Source organism: Anoxybacillus sp. P3H1B, from assembly GCF_001560855.1.
GTDB lineage: Bacteria > Bacillota > Bacilli > Bacillales > Anoxybacillaceae > Anoxybacteroides > Anoxybacteroides rupiense.
In genome coordinates this window covers 204,117-220,484 of record NZ_LPUG01000028.1, presented here as the reverse complement: position 1 = coordinate 220,484, position 16,368 = coordinate 204,117, and the positions used below count along the sequence as shown (strand labels likewise).

Here is a 16,368-nt window from a genome sequence, read left to right as displayed (position 1 = left end):
GAAAATACATCCATTTTTTTTGTTTCATGATAAAATAGGACATATGAGTACGATTGTTAGAGGTAGGTGTCACCGTGGGCAAGATCATTGCAATTGCAAATCAAAAAGGCGGAGTAGGGAAAACGACAACGGCTGTGAATTTAGCAGCTTGCTTGGCACATATAGGAAAAAGGGTCTTGCTTGTCGATATTGATCCACAAGGGAATGCTACAAGCGGCATCGGAATTGAAAAAGGCGATGTAGATGAGTGCGTTTATAATGTCCTAGTAGAAAATATGAAAGCCAAAGATGTAGTAAGGCCGACAAATATTGAAAACTTATATATGATTCCAGCTACGATTCAATTAGCTGGGGCAGAAATTGAATTAGTTTCTGTGGTTTCACGCGAAATTCTTTTAAAAAAAGCTCTTGAGCCTTTAAAAAATGTATATGATTTTGTATTGATTGATTGTCCTCCATCCCTTGGGCTGCTTACATTGAATGCATTGACAGCCGCAGATGCCGTATTGATTCCTGTGCAATGTGAGTATTATGCGCTTGAAGGATTAAGCCAATTGTTGAATACGATTCGCCTCGTGCAGAAGCATTTGAATACGCAATTAAAATTGGAAGGCGTCGTGTTAACGATGCTTGATGCCCGAACGAATTTAGGGCTTCAAGTCATTCAAGAAGTGAAAAAATATTTTCGGGAAAAAGTATATGACACGATCATTCCGCGCAATGTTCGCTTGAGCGAGGCACCGAGCCATGGAAAGCCGATTATCCTTTATGACGTGCGTTCAAAAGGGGCAGAAGTGTATTTAGAATTGGCAAAGGAGGTGGTCGCGCGTGGCTAAAGGACTTGGAAAAGGGATTAATGCGCTATTTTCGAATTTGGAAGTAAGCGAGGAAGAAACGATTCAGGAGATTCAGATTAAAGAGCTGCGTCCCAATCCTTATCAACCTCGGCAAACATTTCATCCGGAATCGATTGAAGAGCTGAAGCAATCGATTATCCAGCATGGAATTTTGCAGCCGCTCATTGTGCGAAAAAGCATTAAAGGCTATGAAATTGTAGTGGGAGAGCGGCGATATCGCGCTGCTAAAGAAGCGCATTTAAAAACGGTTCCTGTTGTGGTGCGCAATTTGACAGAGCAACAGATGATGGAATTTGCGCTCCTTGAGAATCTTCAGAGAGAAGATTTGACTCCTATTGAAGAAGCCAAGGCCTATCAAACTCTTATGGAACATCTTCAATTAACACAAGAGGAGCTGGCTCAACGCATCGGAAAAAGCCGTCCGCATGTTGCGAACCATTTGCGACTCTTATCGCTGCCAAAAGAAATTCAGCAGTTGATTACCGATGGAACGTTATCGATGGGGCATGGCCGCGCTTTGTTGGGATTAAAAAGAAAAGAAAAAATGAAAGCGATTATTGAGAAGGTGATAGCGGAGCAATTAAATGTTCGCCAGCTTGAAAAGCTTATTCAGGAGACTAACGAGCGTGTTTCACGTGAAACAGTCAAACCAAAAAAAGAAAAGAGCGTTTTTGTTAAACAAAGTGAGTCATTATTAAGAGAAAAGTTTGGCACAAATGTGACGATTAAGCAAAATCGTAAAAAGGGCAAAATTGAAATCGAATTTTTCTCCAATGAAGATTTAGAACGAATTTTGCATTTATTAAATGTACAACTGGATGAATAGCCGAGCCATCAGCCTTTGATGGTTTATTTTTTTCTTTCTTCGCAGTTGGTGCCAATAACATAGTGTATCTTTTATGAGACTGTCTTTGAAGAAGAGCTACACATACTATGAACAGAAAGATCAGTTTTTCTTTTTTGGCTATTTTACTTTATTTTTATTTACGAACAAAGACATTGGAAAGCATGGATGCATATTGAGCATCATCCGCTTTATCTAGGGAGGCAAATTGTTTTGGTGTTATTAGGAACAATTGTGAATGGGATTTGCATTATCATCGGATCTTTATTAGGTAAAATATTCCACAAAATTCCTGAGCAAATGAAAGGGACCGTTATGAGCGGAATTGGTCTTGCTGTGACCTTGCTTGGAATACAAATGGGGCTAAAAGGTGAGCATTTTTTAATTGTCATTTGCAGTCTTGTTTTTGGCGGTATGATAGGGGAACTGTGGAATCTGGATCATCAATTAAACAAGCTTGGACAATGGCTGGAAAGAAAAGTAGGAGGACACAGCCAAGGAAATATAGCCAAAGGATTTGTAGCAGCTACATTGCTGTTTGTGGTTGGAGCCATGGCGATTATTGGAGCTATGGACAGCGGTTTACGAGGAGATCATCGAGTTTTATATACTAAATCGATGATTGACGGATTTACAAGCATCATTCTTACAACAACAATGGGAATCGGAGTCATTTTTTCTGCTGTTCCTGTTATGCTATATGAAGGAATCATCGCTTTATTAGCAACACAAATCCAAACATGGGTTCCGAAAGAATTAATGAATTCATTTATTGCCGAATCAACTGCAGTAGGCGGTATTTTAATTTTGGCTATCGGCTTGAATTTGTTAGGAATCACAGCGATCCGTGTCGCTAATTTGTTGCCAAGCATCCTTATGGCCGCTGTGATTGTAACCGCTCTTCATTTCTGGTAAAGTAAAAATCCCTTCTTGTATTATAGAATCAAGAGGGGATTTTTGCTTTAGAAAGGCTTCATTTGTTCTTGATTTAGGGCGGTAGCGGCTAAATACTCTTGACGCTTCAGATAGCGGTCTGCTTCATAAATGCCGTTTGCAATCGTTTTAGCCATATTCATTACTAAATGAAGACGGGTATTTTGCAAAACAAAAAATTCCATAAATCCACTGACATTGACGACTCCTGTAATATGAAGATCTCCAACCGGAGGAAGTTGCTTGTTTACACCGGCACCTGGCCGGACGGGCCCTTCAGCAACTGTAATGGCGCCAACACTTTTTAATCTTCCAAGGCAAGCATCAATGGCGATCATAAAAACATTGTCATGAAGAACGCGAATCCCATTAATTTTCTCCTCTAAATTTACTGCATGAATCGGTTCTTCCAATGTTCCATATACTTGAAAATAAGACAAATTCTTTTCTTTGAGCATGGTCCCGACAAGAGGACCGAGCGAGTCTCCGGTTGATCGGTCTGTTCCAATACAAACAATGGCTAATGGTTGCGTGATCGGCGAAGAAAGCAGGGAAATAAGGCGCATCGCAATCCAAGTAGAGGCTCCTTGTTCATCATGGAAAACTCGTTCTTTTTCATTTTTGGAATGAAAAAAAAGCGAAGAGATACTCATGAATATTCACTCCTGATATCAATTAAGTACTAAACAGTATACGGAAAAAACAAGAATTATATACATTGGGATTCTAGTTTTCTTATATGGCAATGGATGCTGTGAAACGAGGAAGTTATAAGAGAGCTTAATCGGAAGCTGCAACGCTACAAAATCATTTGAAATATTGGTACAATGATTGGTATGTATAATAGTGATTAAGAGGTAATTTAACGTATGTAGAGAGAAGATGAAAGGTGAAAGAGGATGAAAAAAGCTTATGAAAATGTTTGGGAATTTTTTTCTAATGAAGATTTTTGGGCCAAGATTGGCATTGGAAGTGTAAAAATCATTGCGATTATTTTGGTTGCAATGGTGATCTCCAAGGTTTTAAAAATTGCCGTTCATAATATTTTTAAAATGCGCCAAAAAGCGCCGATTCGTTTTTCAGAAAGACGGGAAGCGACATTATTAAAACTGCTGGATAACACGATTACGTATGTTATTTACTTTATAGCATTTGTGATGATTTTAGATACATTTGACGTGAAAGTAAGAACGCTGCTTGCCGGTGCAGGGATTGTTGGGTTGGCGGTTGGTTTTGGTGCCCAAAGCTTGGTGAAAGATGTCATTACAGGGTTTTTCATCATTTTTGAGGATCAGTTCTCGGTGGGCGATTATGTTCGAATCGGCAATTTTGAAGGATATGTAGAAGCCATTGGATTAAGGGTAACCAAAATAAAAAGCTGGACAGGCGAAGTTCATATTTTGCCTAATGGAACCATTACACAAGTAACGAACTTTTCATTGCATAATAGTGTCGCAGTTGTTGATGTGAGTGTTTCTCACGATGGAGATCTTGAACGAGCAGAGGAAGTCATTCGTCACCTGTTGAGCGAACTTCCAGAGAAATATGAGGATATGGTGGCTGCACCTGAGCTTTTAGGTATTCAAAATTTGACAAGCTCAGAGGTTGTCCTTCGAGTGACCTGTGAAACAAAACCGATGCGCCATTTTTTTGTGGCTCGGGCATTGCGCAAGGAGATTAAACTGCGCTTGGATGAAAATGGAATTGAAATTCCATTTCCAAAGCTTGTTCTGTATAATCGCGAAGGCGAAGAAGGTTTGCCTCAACCACGAGCAAAAGCTGATGCGTAAAGGAGGAGGAATCAATGGATAAAGAGTTTAGTCTTCATGACATTGTAGAAATGAAAAAAGCGCATCCGTGTGGAACGAACCGCTGGAAGGTGATTCGTATGGGAGCAGATATCCGCATCAAATGTGAAGGCTGTGCCCATAGTGTGTTGCTTCCGAGGAAGGAATTTGTTCGTAAACTGAAAAAGGTGCTGGAAAAGCATGAGGAGTAATTCCTCATGCTCTTTATTAAAGAGGGGGAATGGAGGAAATGCCAGACGTTCATATCTCATCGTGTCCTTTAAATTGCTGGGACACATGTGGATTGAAGGTGACGGTCCATGATGGCAAAGTAATCAAAGTGGATGGAGATGAACGCCACCCAATTACTCGAGGGAAAATTTGCGGACGAGGACGTATGCTGGAGGCACGGACCAATTCCCAAGAGCGATTGCTTTACCCTTTGAAAAAAGTGAATGGAACATTTATGCGGATCTCTTGGGAACAAGCATTGGATGAAATTGCAGAAAAAATGCGGGAGATTAAGGAAAAGTATAAGACTACAGCTGTTCTTCATAGCCATGATTACGCGAATAACGGACTACTAAAAAATTTGGATCGTCGGTTTTTTAATTGCTACGGAGGAGTTACGGAATTAATAGGAAGCATTTGTTGGGGAGCTGGGATTGAGGCGCAAAAGTGGGATTTCGGCAATGCTTACAGCCATGCTCCTGAGGATATTTACAATAGCAACAATGTAGTGATATGGGGCAGAAATGTTGCCCGCACGAATATGCACTTATTCGGACATCTTCAGTCTGCCAAAAAGCAAGGAACGAAGCTCGTTGTCATTGATCCGATTTTCAATCAAACAGCGCAAATCGCGGATCTGTATGTGTCTGTAGCGCCAGGAATGGATGGCTTTTTAGCGATGGGAATTATGAAGGAGCTGCTGCGCCTTGGCCTTGAAGATCGGCATTTTATTGAAACCTATACAGTCGGATTCGAAGATCTCCAGAATTTATTGAACCAGATCACAATGCAGGAGATTGAACAATTAACCGGGGTTGCGCAAGAGATCATGAAAGAGTTAGCCCTTATATACGGAAACCGTCCAACGATGACGTATTTGGGACTTGGAATGCAGCGTTATGCTAATGGCGGAAATACGATTCGATTGATTGATGCTGTAGGAGCTTTAAGCGGAAATATTGGCATCAGTGGCGGTGGCGTCAATTTTGGCAATTTGCAGGTTGGTCAAAGCTTCAATATAGAAGCCTTGACTTTGCCGGAGCGGAAAACGGCATCTCGTACATTTACAATGATGAAGCAAGCCGAAGGAATTTTGCAAGCCACTGATCCGAATATAAAAATGGTCATTGTGACATGTGGAAATCCATTGACTCAAGTACCCAATACCAATCTAGTGAAACAAGCCTTTCAATCAGTGGAAACGGTGGTTGTTTTTGAACAGTTTATGACGGATACAGCGGAGATCGCCGATTATGTACTGCCGACCACAACGGTATTTGAGGAGGAGGATTTTTACTATTCCTCGATGTATCATGCTTATGTCAATTATGGTCCTGCTCTTGTTCAAGCTCCAGGAGAAGCGAAACCAGATCTTTGGATTTGGACAAGCTTAGCCGAACGGTTAGGATTTGCAGACGATTTTGCCTTTTCAAGAGAAGAATTTTTAAAGATGGGGCTTGATGGGCTTGAAAAATACGGGATCACGTTAGAAAAGCTAAAGCAGGAAAAGCATTTGCTGTTACCTGTTCACCCGGTCCCATGGAATGATTATCGCTTTCAGACACCGAGCGGTAAATATGAATTCACATCTTCCTTCGCAGAACAAAAAGGGATGGATGGAAAATTAAAAATCATGTACCCAGCTGAATCGAAAGCGGGAAATAAGCGATTAGCGGAAAAATATCCGTATCGTTTGCTGACGATCCATCCGCTGCGTTCCAATCATTCGCAGCATTATCATTTGATTAAAGCCATGCAATCAATCAAAATTGAGATTTCCCAAGATATTGCAGTGGAAAAAGAGCTGTCGGATGGAGATATGGCAAGGCTGTTTAATGAGCGGGGCGAGCTTATCGGCAAGGTGAAAGTTCTCGCGAAAGCTCATCCAAAAACGATCAATGTCGATGAAGGACAATGGGGAAAATTTGGTGGAAGTGTGAATGTACTCACGCCTGATGGCGAATCTGATAACGGTTTGGGAAGCACGTTATATGATTGCTTAGTAAACATTGAAAAAATTAATCCATGAACGCGCTTGTCATTTTATTTTTTACTCTCTATAATGAGGAAAGATGTTGACGGTTAGAGGAGTGGAAGCAATGGGATTAACAGCAGGAATCGTTGGTTTGCCGAATGTGGGAAAATCAACACTATTCAATGCGATTACAAAAGCTGGAGCAGAGTCTGCGAACTATCCATTTTGTACAATTGAGCCGAATGTTGGAGTGGTTGAAGTACCTGATGAACGTTTAAAAAAATTAACGGAGCTTGTCAACCCGAAAAAAACGGTGCCAACCGTGTTTGAATTTACTGATATTGCCGGCATTGTCAAAGGCGCAAGCAAAGGAGAGGGGCTTGGAAATAAATTTTTGTCGCATATCCGTCAAGTCGACGCAATTTGCCAAGTCGTTCGCTGTTTTGCTGATGAAAATATTACCCATGTAGCAGGGGAAGTCAATCCGCTTTCCGATATTGAAACCATTAACCTAGAACTCATTTTGGCTGATCTTGAAACCGTTGATAAGCGGATAGATCGCGTAGGAAAATTGGCGAAGCAAAAAGATAAAGAAGCGGTATTCGAGTATGAGATTCTTATGCGTTTAAAAGAAACATTTGAAGCGGGAAAGGCCGCGCGGACGTTGTCTTTTACGGAAGAAGAAATGAAGGTGGTAAAACAGCTCCACCTATTAACCATCAAACCAATGCTGTATGTAGCGAACGTAGGGGAAGAGGACATTGCCGATCCATCTGCCAATCCGTATGTTCAGCAAGTTCGTGAATTTGCGCAAAGCGATCATGCTGAAGTGATTGTTGTTTGTGCAAAAGTAGAGGAGGAAATTGCCCAACTAGACGAGGAAGAAAAACAAATGTTTTTGCAAGAACTAGGAATCGAACAATCAGGACTCGATCAGTTAATTCGAGCTGCATATAACTTGTTAGGACTAGCCACTTATTTTACAGCCGGGGAACAAGAGGTTCGTGCATGGACGTTCCGTAAAGGAATGAAGGCTCCGCAGTGCGCCGGAATTATTCATTCGGACTTTGAAAGAGGATTTATTCGTGCTGAAACGGTTTCTTACGACGATTTGCTTGCTTGCGGTTCCATGGCAGCAGCGCGTGAAGCAGGGAAAGTTCGTTTAGAAGGAAAAGATTACGAGGTTCAAGATGGCGATATTATGCATTTCCGTTTCAATGTATAGTATTGCATTGATCTTTTAGCCATGATATAATCAAAAAATGTGAGTAATGCATATTGCTCCTTGCTCTTTTCATAGAGCCGTTTAGACCAAAAGGAGGTGACTGGAATGAGAAAATATGAAATTATGTATATTATCCGCCCGAACATGGATGATGAAGGAAAAAAAGCAGTAGTTGAACGCTTCAACGGCATCCTAGCAGAAAACGGTGCGGAAATCACGAACGTAAAAGAATGGGGTAAACGTCGTTTAGCTTATGAAATCAATGACTTCCGCGACGGTTACTACATGATCGTAAACGTGATGTCTGAGCCAAAAGCGGTACAAGAATTCGACCGTTTAGCGAAAATCAGCGAAGACATTATTCGTCATATCGTTGTTAAAGAGGAAGAATAATTCCGTGATTTTTAAGGAGTGGTTCTGATGATTAACCGCGTAATTCTTGTAGGGAGACTTACAAGAGACCCAGAATTGCGCTATACTCCAAGTGGAGTAGCTGTTGCCACGTTTACATTAGCTGTTAATCGCCCGTTTACAAACCAGCAAGGCGAACGTGAAGCAGATTTTATCAATTGCGTCGTCTGGCGTCGTCCAGCAGAGAATGTGGCGAACTTCTTAAAAAAGGGAAGCTTGGCTGGCGTGGATGGCCGTTTGCAAACGAGAAGTTACGAAGGGCAAGATGGAAAGCGTGTGTACGTAACCGAGGTGGTTGCTGATAGTGTTCAATTTCTTGAGCCTAAAGGTAGTACGGAACAGCGTGGTGCAGCAACAGGCGGCTATTATGGAGAGCCTTATCCATTTGGACAAAATCAGAACCCGCGTCACACAACCGACCCAGGCTATAGTCGCATCGATGAGGATCCGTTTGCTCATGATGGACAGCCTATTGATATATCCGATGACGACTTACCGTTTTAATCATAGATCGCAAAGACGGCTTTGGATCGTACAAGCACCTGCTTGCGCGTGAAAAGCCGAAACGAGACATTTGAACGTAAACTTCATTTTGGATATCATAATTGAAAAAAGAAAGGAGGAAAATAAAATGGCAGGACGTAAAGGCGGACGCGCAAAACGTCGCAAAGTTTGTTATTTCACAGCAAATGGAATTACACACATCGATTACAAAGATGTGGATACGTTAAAGAAATTTATTTCTGAGCGCGGCAAAATTTTACCACGCCGTGTAACAGGTACAAGCGCGAAATATCAACGCAAATTAACGGTAGCAATTAAACGTGCTCGTCAAATGGCATTATTGCCATACGTAGCGGGTGAATAAAAGAAAAAGCAGTAAGGGGGGACGGCATCCTTACTGCTTTTTTTGATGATAGGAGGGATTCGGTTCGGATGAAAAATACATATGTACTGACAGAAGCGGCGATTCAGCTGGCGATTTTTATTGTACTATTTTTAATCTTTTTGTACGTTCCATTTTTATCGGTGGTTGCGCTTTTCTTTTTATCTCTCCCTTTTATCGTGTTTACAATGAGACATGGCTATGCTCCAGGATTCATGTTGCTGGCTGTGGCCCTTATTGTCTCTTCCCTAATCGGTTCATTATTATCGCTACCCGTTGTGCTGATGTTTGGAACAAGCGGAATTGTGATCGGCATTATGTTTGCAAAAAAGAAAAACCGCTATTTAATTTTAACAGTAGCGACTCTTGTGTTTTTGGTCAATATCGTGCTTGATTATATCATTTCAGTCAAATTTTTTAACTTAGACATTATTGCTCAAACGCTTTCAATGCTAAAAGAATCCTTTCATGCCTCTATGCAAATCATGAAAGGAATGGGACAAGAGCCCCCGAAAGAAATGCAAGATCGCTTCCAACAAATGTTGGAGTTTGTGCAATACATTATACCGTCCGTGTTTGTTTTATCAGCGCTTGCTGCTGCTTATTTAACGATCATGGCTTCGATTCCGATTTTAAAACGCTTAAATATGCCGATAGGAACGTGGCCTCCTTTTCGTCATATTATGCTACCAAAGCCGCTTTTATGGTATTACCTGATTATACTATTAGCGACATTTTTTCCATTAGAAAAAGGATCCTTTGTCTTTATTGCCGTTATTAATCTCTATTATGTATTACAGCTTTTGTTTTTGATTCAAGGTTTTTCTTTCCTCTATTATGTCGCTGAGCAGAAAAAAATGGCAAGAAGCATCGTTGTAGTCGGAACGTTGTTTTGCTTCTTTCTCCCTTTTTTGCTTTATGTTATTGTAATATTAGGTATAATTGATTTAGGATTCGAATTACGGAAACGCATTCGCTAGGCGATGGGATTATTTTTATGGTTTAGGAGCTGACATGAATGTCTCATTTTTATAAAAAGAAGGCATACCGCTATCCCCTTTATGCATTAATGATGATTGCGCTCGGACTAATAGGAGTGATCGCTTATTTCCAATGGATTTTGGGGTTAGCCAGTTTTTTGCTCCTCGCTTTTGTGCTTTATTATGTCGTAAAATCGCAGCGTACGCTCTATACGGAGCTTGAACAGCATATTTCTAATTTATCCCATAGGCTAAAAAAAGTGGGCGAAGAGGCCTTGATGGAAATGCCGATTGGGATCATGCTGATTAATGACGATTATGTAATTGAATGGACAAACGTATTTTTGACATCCTGCTTTGGGGAGCAGACGTTGGTAGGCCGCTCGTTATATGATGTTGCTGACCAATTAATTCCGCTGATTAAACAAGAAGTTGACACAGAAATGATTGATATTCATGATCGGAAATTTCAAGTCATTATTAGGCGGGAAGAAAAGCTGTTATATTTCTTTGATGTAACTGATCAAATTGAAATCGAAAAACAATATGAAGCAGAACGAGTGGTATTAGGCGTTATTTTTCTCGACAATTATGATGAGATTACTCAAGGAATGGACGATCAATCAAAAAGCCAGCTGAACAGCCAAGTCACTTCGATGCTGAATAAATGGGCGCATGATTATGGATTATTCCTTAAACGAACATCCTCTGATCGCTTTGTCGCTGTATTAAATGAACAAATTTTACAGCAGCTTGAAAAAGGTAAGTTTGCGATTTTGGATGAAGTTCGCGAACATACCATGAAGGATAATGTTCAATTAACATTGAGCATTGGCATTGGTACAGGCGTTTCTTCGCTACCGGAGTTAGGGGCGCTTGCCCAATCTGGTTTGGATTTAGCGCTTGGCCGCGGAGGCGATCAGGTGGCAATCAAACAAGCCAATGGGAAAGTAAAATTTTACGGCGGGAAAACAAATCCGATGGAGAAACGCACGAGAGTGCGGGCCCGTGTTATTTCCCACGCATTAAAAGAGCTAGTTGTTGACAGTGATAAAGTCATGATTATGGGACATAAATATCCAGACATGGATGCAGTAGGCGCTGCCATCGGTGTGTTAAAGCTTGTTCAGCTTAATCAAAGAGAAGGGTTTATCGTTTTGGATACGAATCGTATTGATGCAGGTGTTCAACGGCTGATTGAGGAAATTAAAAATTACCCGGAACTTTGGTCAAGATTCATTAAACCGGAACAAGCGCTTGAGCTTGTCAGCGATGATACCTTGTTAATTATTGTGGATACGCATCGTCCTTCACTAGTGATTGAAGAGAAACTAGTGTTTCGGACCGATAATATTGTGGTGATTGACCATCATCGCCGCGGTGAAGAATTTATTAATAATCCGCTGCTTGTATATATGGAGCCTTATGCTTCATCAACCTCAGAACTCGTAACCGAGCTGCTTGAATATCAACCGCAGCGCATGCGGCTGACGATGCTAGAGGCAACATCGCTGCTAGCAGGAATTGTGGTTGACACGAAAAGCTTTACGCTGCGAACCGGCTCTCGTACGTTTGATGCTGCTTCATACTTGCGTGCTCAAGGAGCCGATACGGTATTAGTGCAAAAGTTGCTTAAGGAAAATATCTCCAATTATGTAAAAAGAGCTAAAATCATTGAAAATGCCTCTATTAACGCAAAAGGAATCGCTATTGCGAAAGGAAGCCCAAATGAAGCATATGACCAAGTTCTAATCGCTCAAGCGGCTGATACGCTTCTGACATTGAATGGGGTAGTGGCTTCCTTTGTGATTTCGAAGCGCACAGATAATCTGATCGGAATTAGCGCCCGTTCGCTCGGAGACATCAATGTTCAGGTCATTATGGAGAGCCTGGGAGGCGGCGGCCATTTAACGAATGCTGCCGTTCAGCTGGCTGATACAACAGTTGAAGAAGCAGAGCATCGTTTGCGTGCAGCCATTGACGAGTATTTAGAAGGAGGAAAAAAATCATGAAAGTTATTTTTCTAAAAGATGTAAAAGGAAAAGGCAAAAAAGGCGAAATTAAAAATGTGGCAGACGGTTATGCTCAAAACTTTCTTTTTAAGCAAGGGCTCGCCGTTGAAGCGACTCCTACTAATTTAAAGGCGCTAGAAGCACAAAAAAATAAAGAAAAACGTCAAGCAGAAGAGGAATTGGCAAAAGCGAAGCAGTTAAAAGAGCAATTGGAGCAACTGACCGTACAGCTATCAGCAAAAGCTGGTGAAGGCGGTCGCCTCTTCGGCTCCATTACAAGTAAACAAATTGCAGAAGCGCTGCAAAGCCAATTTCAATTGAAAGTGGATAAACGCAAAATTGAATTAGAGGATGCGATTCGTGCATTAGGCTATACAAATGTACCTGTTAAACTTCATCCGGAAGTAACGGCAACATTAAAAGTACATGTCAGCGAACAAAAATAACCTGATAAAAAATGTGATTTTATGGGGAATCCCCCATACAAATCACATTTTTCTTATGAGAATCGTTACCCAACAGCATCGAAAAGGTGGTGAAAGAGATGAATGATCTATTTGCAGAGCGCATTCCGCCACAAAATATTGAAGCAGAGCAAGCCGTACTTGGTGCGATTTTTCTTGATTCTTCGGCGCTGACTCCCGCTTCTGAGCTTTTAATACCAGAAGATTTCTACCGTGCTGCTCATCAAAAAATTTTCCACGCGATGCTCAAAGTGGCTGATAAAGGAGAGCCTGTCGACTTAGTAACAGTAACTGCAGAGCTCGTAGATTCCAAAGCGTTGGAAGAAGTGGGGGGAGTATCATATTTAAGCGAATTAGCTGATGCGGTTCCCACTGCTGCCAACGTTGAATATTATGCGCGCATTGTGGAAGAAAAATCGATTTTGCGCCGTTTAATTCGTACAGCCACCTCGATTGCGCAAGATGGCTACACACGTGAAGATGAGGTTGATGTACTGCTGAACGAAGCGGAAAAAAAGATTATGGAGGTGGCGCAGCGGAAGCATTCTGGTACGTTTCAAAATATAAAGGATGTGCTTGTTCAGGCGTACGACAATATTGAAATGCTTCATAACCGCAAAGGGGAGATTACTGGAATCCCGACCGGCTTCACCGAGCTTGACCGCATGACGGCTGGATTTCAGCGCAGCGACTTAATCATTGTTGCTGCTCGTCCCTCTGTTGGAAAAACCGCTTTTGCGTTAAACATTGCGCAAAATGTGGCGACACAAACGAACGAAAACGTTGCCATTTTTAGCTTAGAGATGAGCGCTCAACAGTTGGTTATGCGGATGCTGTGTGCCGAAGGAAATATCAATGCCCAAAATTTGCGGACAGGAAAGCTGACCTCTGAAGATTGGGGAAAATTAACGATGGCGATGGGAAGCTTATCGAATGCAGGAATTTATATTGATGATACCCCTAGCATTCGCGTCAGTGAAATTCGGGCGAAATGCCGCCGCTTGAAGCAAGAGAGTGGTCTTGGGATGGTATTGATTGATTATTTACAGCTCATTCAAGGAAGCGGAAGGAATAGAGAGAATCGCCAGCAAGAAGTATCTGAAATCTCCCGCGCGCTAAAAGCGCTGGCCCGTGAGCTAGAAATACCCGTTATTGCTTTATCGCAGCTTTCCCGCAGCGTTGAACAGCGTCAAGATAAACGGCCGATGATGTCCGATATTCGTGAATCGGGAAGTATTGAACAGGACGCAGATATCGTCGCCTTTTTATATCGCGACGATTATTATGATAAAGAATCGGAGAATAAAAACATTATTGAAATTATTATTGCTAAACAACGGAATGGTCCTGTTGGCACGGTGCAGCTCGCCTTTATTAAAGAATATAATAAGTTTGTAAATTTAGAGAGACGTTTTGATGATACACAAATTCCTCCAGGAGCCTAAAAGCTGAACGGTTCTTTGGATAAGCATTTCCATTTTTACACGAATAAAAAAGTGAAATATATATCCAATGTTCGTGTTTCGTTGACTTTAGTCAATAAAAGTGCTACACTTACTATGTTTACATTGAGTAAAGTGGAGGTGCTCACCATGTCTTCGGTAGTTGTTGTTGGGACACAGTGGGGAGATGAGGGAAAAGGAAAAATTACCGACTTTTTATCAGAAAATGCAGAAGTGATCGCAAGGTATCAAGGCGGAAATAATGCGGGACATACGATTGTTTTTCATGGAGAAAAGTATAAGCTGCATCTCATTCCATCAGGAATTTTTTATAAAGATAAAATATGTGTCATCGGAAATGGAATGGTGGTTGATCCGAAAGCTCTTATTGCTGAGCTGCAATATCTACATGATCGGGGCATTTCGACGGACAACTTGCGTATCAGCAACCGTGCTCATGTGATTTTGCCATATCATCTAAAACTTGATGAAGCGGAAGAGGAGCGCAAAGGAGCCAATAAAATCGGCACAACTAAAAAAGGAATCGGTCCGGCGTATATGGATAAAGCAGCCCGAATCGGCATTCGTATTGCTGATTTATTAGATCGTGATGTATTTGCGGAAAAACTTGCCCGCAATTTACAAGAGAAGAACGTTTTATTTGAAAAAGTGTACGGAATTGAAGGATTGAAACTTGAGGATATTTTTGAAGAGTATTATGGATACGGACAACAAATTGCGCAATATGTATGCGATACATCTGTCGTGCTAAATAACGCTTTGGATGAAGGACGACGTGTGCTATTTGAAGGCGCGCAAGGCGTCATGCTGGATATTGATCAAGGAACGTATCCGTTTGTGACTTCTTCTAATCCAGTGGCTGGCGGCGTTACAATTGGGTCAGGAGTAGGACCGACAAAAATTAAACATGTGGTAGGAGTAGCGAAAGCATATACAAGCCGTGTCGGCGATGGCCCGTTCCCAACGGAATTACATAATGAAATTGGCGATCGCATTCGCGAGGTTGGAAGAGAATATGGTACAACAACAGGGCGTCCACGCCGCGTGGGCTGGTTTGATAGCGTAGTAGTCCGCCATGCTCGCCGAGTCAGCGGAATTACGGATTTATCATTAAATTCCATTGACGTATTAACAGGAATTGAAACGTTAAAAATTTGTGTGGCTTATCGCTATAAAGGAAATATCATAGAGGAATTTCCGGCAAGCTTGAAGGTGCTAGCGGAGTGCGAACCCGTCTATGAAGAGCTTCCAGGCTGGACGGAAGATATTACAGGCGTTAAAAGCTTAGACGAACTGCCAGCGAATGCTCGTCATTATGTAGAGCGCATTTCACAGCTGACAGGCATCCCGCTTTCTATTTTCTCTGTTGGTCCAGATCGTTCGCAAACGAACGTCGTTCGCAGCGTGTATGCCTAACGATTAGAAATAAAGCATAGATACGAGCGGTATCTATGCTTTTCTTTTGCCGAATTGGCAATGGGTAGTAAGTGAATTCCCGTAAATAACATGATACATTATTAATATGGAGCTTTTTTTGCGAATGAATCCATCGGATAAGGAAAGGATGTGAATGATGATGGAAAAACGAATTCTTGTGGTAGATGATGAAAAACCAATTGCTGATATTTTACAGTTTAATTTGCAAAGAGAAGGCTATGAAGTCATTTGTGCATATGATGGTATAGAAGCATTACAAAAAGTGGAAGAAATTGAACCTGATCTCATTTTGCTTGATATTATGCTTCCGCAAAAAGATGGCATGGAGGTATGCCGAGAGGTGCGGAAAAAATATGATATGCCGATTATTATGTTAACAGCAAAGGATTCTGAGATTGATAAGGTACTTGGATTGGAGCTAGGAGCTGATGACTATGTCACGAAGCCGTTTAGTACAAGAGAACTGTTGGCACGCGTTAAGGCGAATTTGCGCCGTCATCAGCCAAATGCTAATGTTCAAGATGATGAAGAGAACGATGATATAAGCGAAATTACAATCGGATCGCTTGTCATTCGGCCAGATGCTTATATTGTATTAAAGAGAGGAGAAACGATTGAACTAACACACCGTGAATTTGAATTGCTTCATTATCTAGCGAAGCATATTGGACAAGTCATGACGAGGGAGCATTTACTGCAAACGGTGTGGGGATATGATTATTATGGAGATGTCCGCACTGTGGATGTGACGGTTCGCCGTTTGCGAGAAAAAATTGAAGATAATCCTTCGCATCCGACATGGATCGTGACGAGACGCGGTGTAGGATATTACTTGCGCAACCCAGAACAGGAGTAAAGGAAGC

At 41.5% G+C, this 16,368-nt stretch carries 17 protein-coding genes; 16 read left to right on the top strand and 1 reads right to left on the bottom strand.

Features of this window, described 5'->3' with window-relative positions; genetic code table 11:
* Nucleotides 1–74 precede the first annotated feature (74 nt).
* From AT864_RS16340 to AT864_RS16330, 3 genes are all read left to right on the top strand, one after another.
* Nucleotides 75–836 carry a ParA family protein gene (locus tag AT864_RS16340; RefSeq protein WP_044745152.1) on the top strand — a complete coding sequence of 254 codons (762 nt, stop codon included), beginning with the start codon at nucleotides 75–77 and terminating at the stop codon, nucleotides 834–836.
* Nucleotides 829–1,683, top strand: a complete 855-nt coding sequence (locus AT864_RS16335) for a ParB/RepB/Spo0J family partition protein (RefSeq protein ID WP_066150815.1) — start codon at nucleotides 829–831, stop codon at nucleotides 1,681–1,683. The genes AT864_RS16340 and AT864_RS16335 overlap by 8 nt, the downstream gene beginning before the upstream one ends.
* 231 nt (nucleotides 1,684–1,914) lie before the next feature.
* A complete protein-coding gene (locus tag AT864_RS16330; RefSeq protein ID WP_066150867.1) occupies nucleotides 1,915–2,616 on the top strand; it encodes a DUF554 domain-containing protein in 702 nt (233 codons plus the stop codon).
* 47 nt (nucleotides 2,617–2,663) lie between these two features.
* Here the strand turns inward: AT864_RS16330 and yyaC are convergent, their stop codons facing one another.
* Nucleotides 2,664–3,287: a spore protease YyaC gene (gene yyaC / locus AT864_RS16325; RefSeq protein WP_044745154.1), complete on the bottom strand. Its 624-nt coding sequence runs from the start codon at nucleotides 3,285–3,287 to the stop codon at nucleotides 2,664–2,666.
* Between the two features lie 246 nt (nucleotides 3,288–3,533).
* Between yyaC and AT864_RS16320 the strand changes: the two genes are divergently transcribed.
* From AT864_RS16320 to yycF, 13 genes are all read left to right on the top strand, one after another.
* Complete coding sequence (locus tag AT864_RS16320) at nucleotides 3,534–4,424, top strand: mechanosensitive ion channel family protein (protein ID WP_066150812.1); 891 nt, start codon at nucleotides 3,534–3,536, stop codon at nucleotides 4,422–4,424.
* 14 nt (nucleotides 4,425–4,438) lie between these two features.
* Nucleotides 4,439–4,633, top strand: coding sequence for a DUF951 domain-containing protein (locus AT864_RS16315; RefSeq protein ID WP_044745156.1), 195 nt, complete (start codon nucleotides 4,439–4,441; stop codon nucleotides 4,631–4,633).
* 38 nt (nucleotides 4,634–4,671) lie between these two features.
* Entirely contained in the window at nucleotides 4,672–6,681 is a 2,010-nt protein-coding gene (locus AT864_RS16310; RefSeq protein ID WP_066150809.1) for a molybdopterin-dependent oxidoreductase, read from the top strand.
* Between the two features lie 70 nt (nucleotides 6,682–6,751).
* Nucleotides 6,752–7,852, top strand: a complete 1,101-nt coding sequence (gene ychF / locus AT864_RS16305) for a redox-regulated ATPase YchF (RefSeq protein ID WP_044745158.1) — start codon at nucleotides 6,752–6,754, stop codon at nucleotides 7,850–7,852.
* 105 nt (nucleotides 7,853–7,957) lie between these two features.
* The gene (gene rpsF / locus AT864_RS16300) at nucleotides 7,958–8,245 is read left to right on the top strand and encodes a 30S ribosomal protein S6 (RefSeq protein ID WP_066150806.1); all 288 of its coding nucleotides are present in this window, start codon (nucleotides 7,958–7,960) and stop codon (nucleotides 8,243–8,245) included.
* 27 nt (nucleotides 8,246–8,272) lie between these two features.
* The gene (gene ssb / locus AT864_RS16295; protein WP_044745160.1) at nucleotides 8,273–8,767 is read left to right on the top strand and encodes a single-stranded DNA-binding protein; all 495 of its coding nucleotides are present in this window, start codon (nucleotides 8,273–8,275) and stop codon (nucleotides 8,765–8,767) included.
* Between the two features lie 127 nt (nucleotides 8,768–8,894).
* The gene (rpsR, locus tag AT864_RS16290) at nucleotides 8,895–9,131 is read left to right on the top strand and encodes a 30S ribosomal protein S18 (protein WP_027408127.1); all 237 of its coding nucleotides are present in this window, start codon (nucleotides 8,895–8,897) and stop codon (nucleotides 9,129–9,131) included.
* Nucleotides 9,132–9,199: 68 nt separating this feature from the next.
* Nucleotides 9,200–10,129, top strand: a complete 930-nt coding sequence (locus AT864_RS16285; protein WP_066150801.1) for a YybS family protein — start codon at nucleotides 9,200–9,202, stop codon at nucleotides 10,127–10,129.
* A gap of 38 nt (nucleotides 10,130–10,167) precedes the next feature.
* A complete protein-coding gene (locus AT864_RS16280; protein WP_066150798.1) occupies nucleotides 10,168–12,141 on the top strand; it encodes a DHH family phosphoesterase in 1,974 nt (657 codons plus the stop codon).
* The gene (gene rplI, locus AT864_RS16275; RefSeq protein ID WP_044745163.1) at nucleotides 12,138–12,587 is read left to right on the top strand and encodes a 50S ribosomal protein L9; all 450 of its coding nucleotides are present in this window, start codon (nucleotides 12,138–12,140) and stop codon (nucleotides 12,585–12,587) included. Before AT864_RS16280 ends, rplI begins: the two co-directional genes overlap by 4 nt.
* A gap of 98 nt (nucleotides 12,588–12,685) precedes the next feature.
* The gene (dnaB, locus tag AT864_RS16270; RefSeq protein WP_066150795.1) at nucleotides 12,686–14,050 is read left to right on the top strand and encodes a replicative DNA helicase; all 1,365 of its coding nucleotides are present in this window, start codon (nucleotides 12,686–12,688) and stop codon (nucleotides 14,048–14,050) included.
* 147 nt (nucleotides 14,051–14,197) lie between these two features.
* The gene (locus AT864_RS16265; RefSeq protein ID WP_044745165.1) at nucleotides 14,198–15,484 is read left to right on the top strand and encodes an adenylosuccinate synthase; all 1,287 of its coding nucleotides are present in this window, start codon (nucleotides 14,198–14,200) and stop codon (nucleotides 15,482–15,484) included.
* 160 nt (nucleotides 15,485–15,644) lie between these two features.
* Nucleotides 15,645–16,361, top strand: a complete 717-nt coding sequence (gene yycF / locus AT864_RS16260) for a response regulator YycF (RefSeq protein ID WP_044745202.1) — start codon at nucleotides 15,645–15,647, stop codon at nucleotides 16,359–16,361.
* The last annotated feature ends 7 nt before the right edge of the window (nucleotides 16,362–16,368 follow it).

Bases quoted from the DNA above. Each gene is read 5' to 3' on its own strand.
- yyaC (WP_044745154.1), bottom strand. From the start codon at position 3,287: ATGAGTATCTCTTCGCTTTTTTTTCATTCCAAAAATGAAAAAGAACGA.
- AT864_RS16320 (WP_066150812.1), top strand. From the start codon at position 3,534: ATGAAAAAAGCTTATGAAAATGTTTGGGAATTTTTTTCTAATGAAGAT.
- AT864_RS16315 (WP_044745156.1), top strand. From the start codon at position 4,439: ATGGATAAAGAGTTTAGTCTTCATGACATTGTAGAAATGAAAAAAGCG.
- AT864_RS16310 (WP_066150809.1), top strand. From the start codon at position 4,672: ATGCCAGACGTTCATATCTCATCGTGTCCTTTAAATTGCTGGGACACA.
- ychF (WP_044745158.1), top strand. From the start codon at position 6,752: ATGGGATTAACAGCAGGAATCGTTGGTTTGCCGAATGTGGGAAAATCA.
- rpsF (WP_066150806.1), top strand. From the start codon at position 7,958: ATGAGAAAATATGAAATTATGTATATTATCCGCCCGAACATGGATGAT.
- ssb (WP_044745160.1), top strand. From the start codon at position 8,273: ATGATTAACCGCGTAATTCTTGTAGGGAGACTTACAAGAGACCCAGAA.
- rpsR (WP_027408127.1), top strand. From the start codon at position 8,895: ATGGCAGGACGTAAAGGCGGACGCGCAAAACGTCGCAAAGTTTGTTAT.
- AT864_RS16285 (WP_066150801.1), top strand. From the start codon at position 9,200: ATGAAAAATACATATGTACTGACAGAAGCGGCGATTCAGCTGGCGATT.
- AT864_RS16280 (WP_066150798.1), top strand. From the start codon at position 10,168: ATGTCTCATTTTTATAAAAAGAAGGCATACCGCTATCCCCTTTATGCA.
- rplI (WP_044745163.1), top strand. From the start codon at position 12,138: ATGAAAGTTATTTTTCTAAAAGATGTAAAAGGAAAAGGCAAAAAAGGC.
- dnaB (WP_066150795.1), top strand. From the start codon at position 12,686: ATGAATGATCTATTTGCAGAGCGCATTCCGCCACAAAATATTGAAGCA.
- AT864_RS16265 (WP_044745165.1), top strand. From the start codon at position 14,198: ATGTCTTCGGTAGTTGTTGTTGGGACACAGTGGGGAGATGAGGGAAAA.
- yycF (WP_044745202.1), top strand. From the start codon at position 15,645: ATGGAAAAACGAATTCTTGTGGTAGATGATGAAAAACCAATTGCTGAT.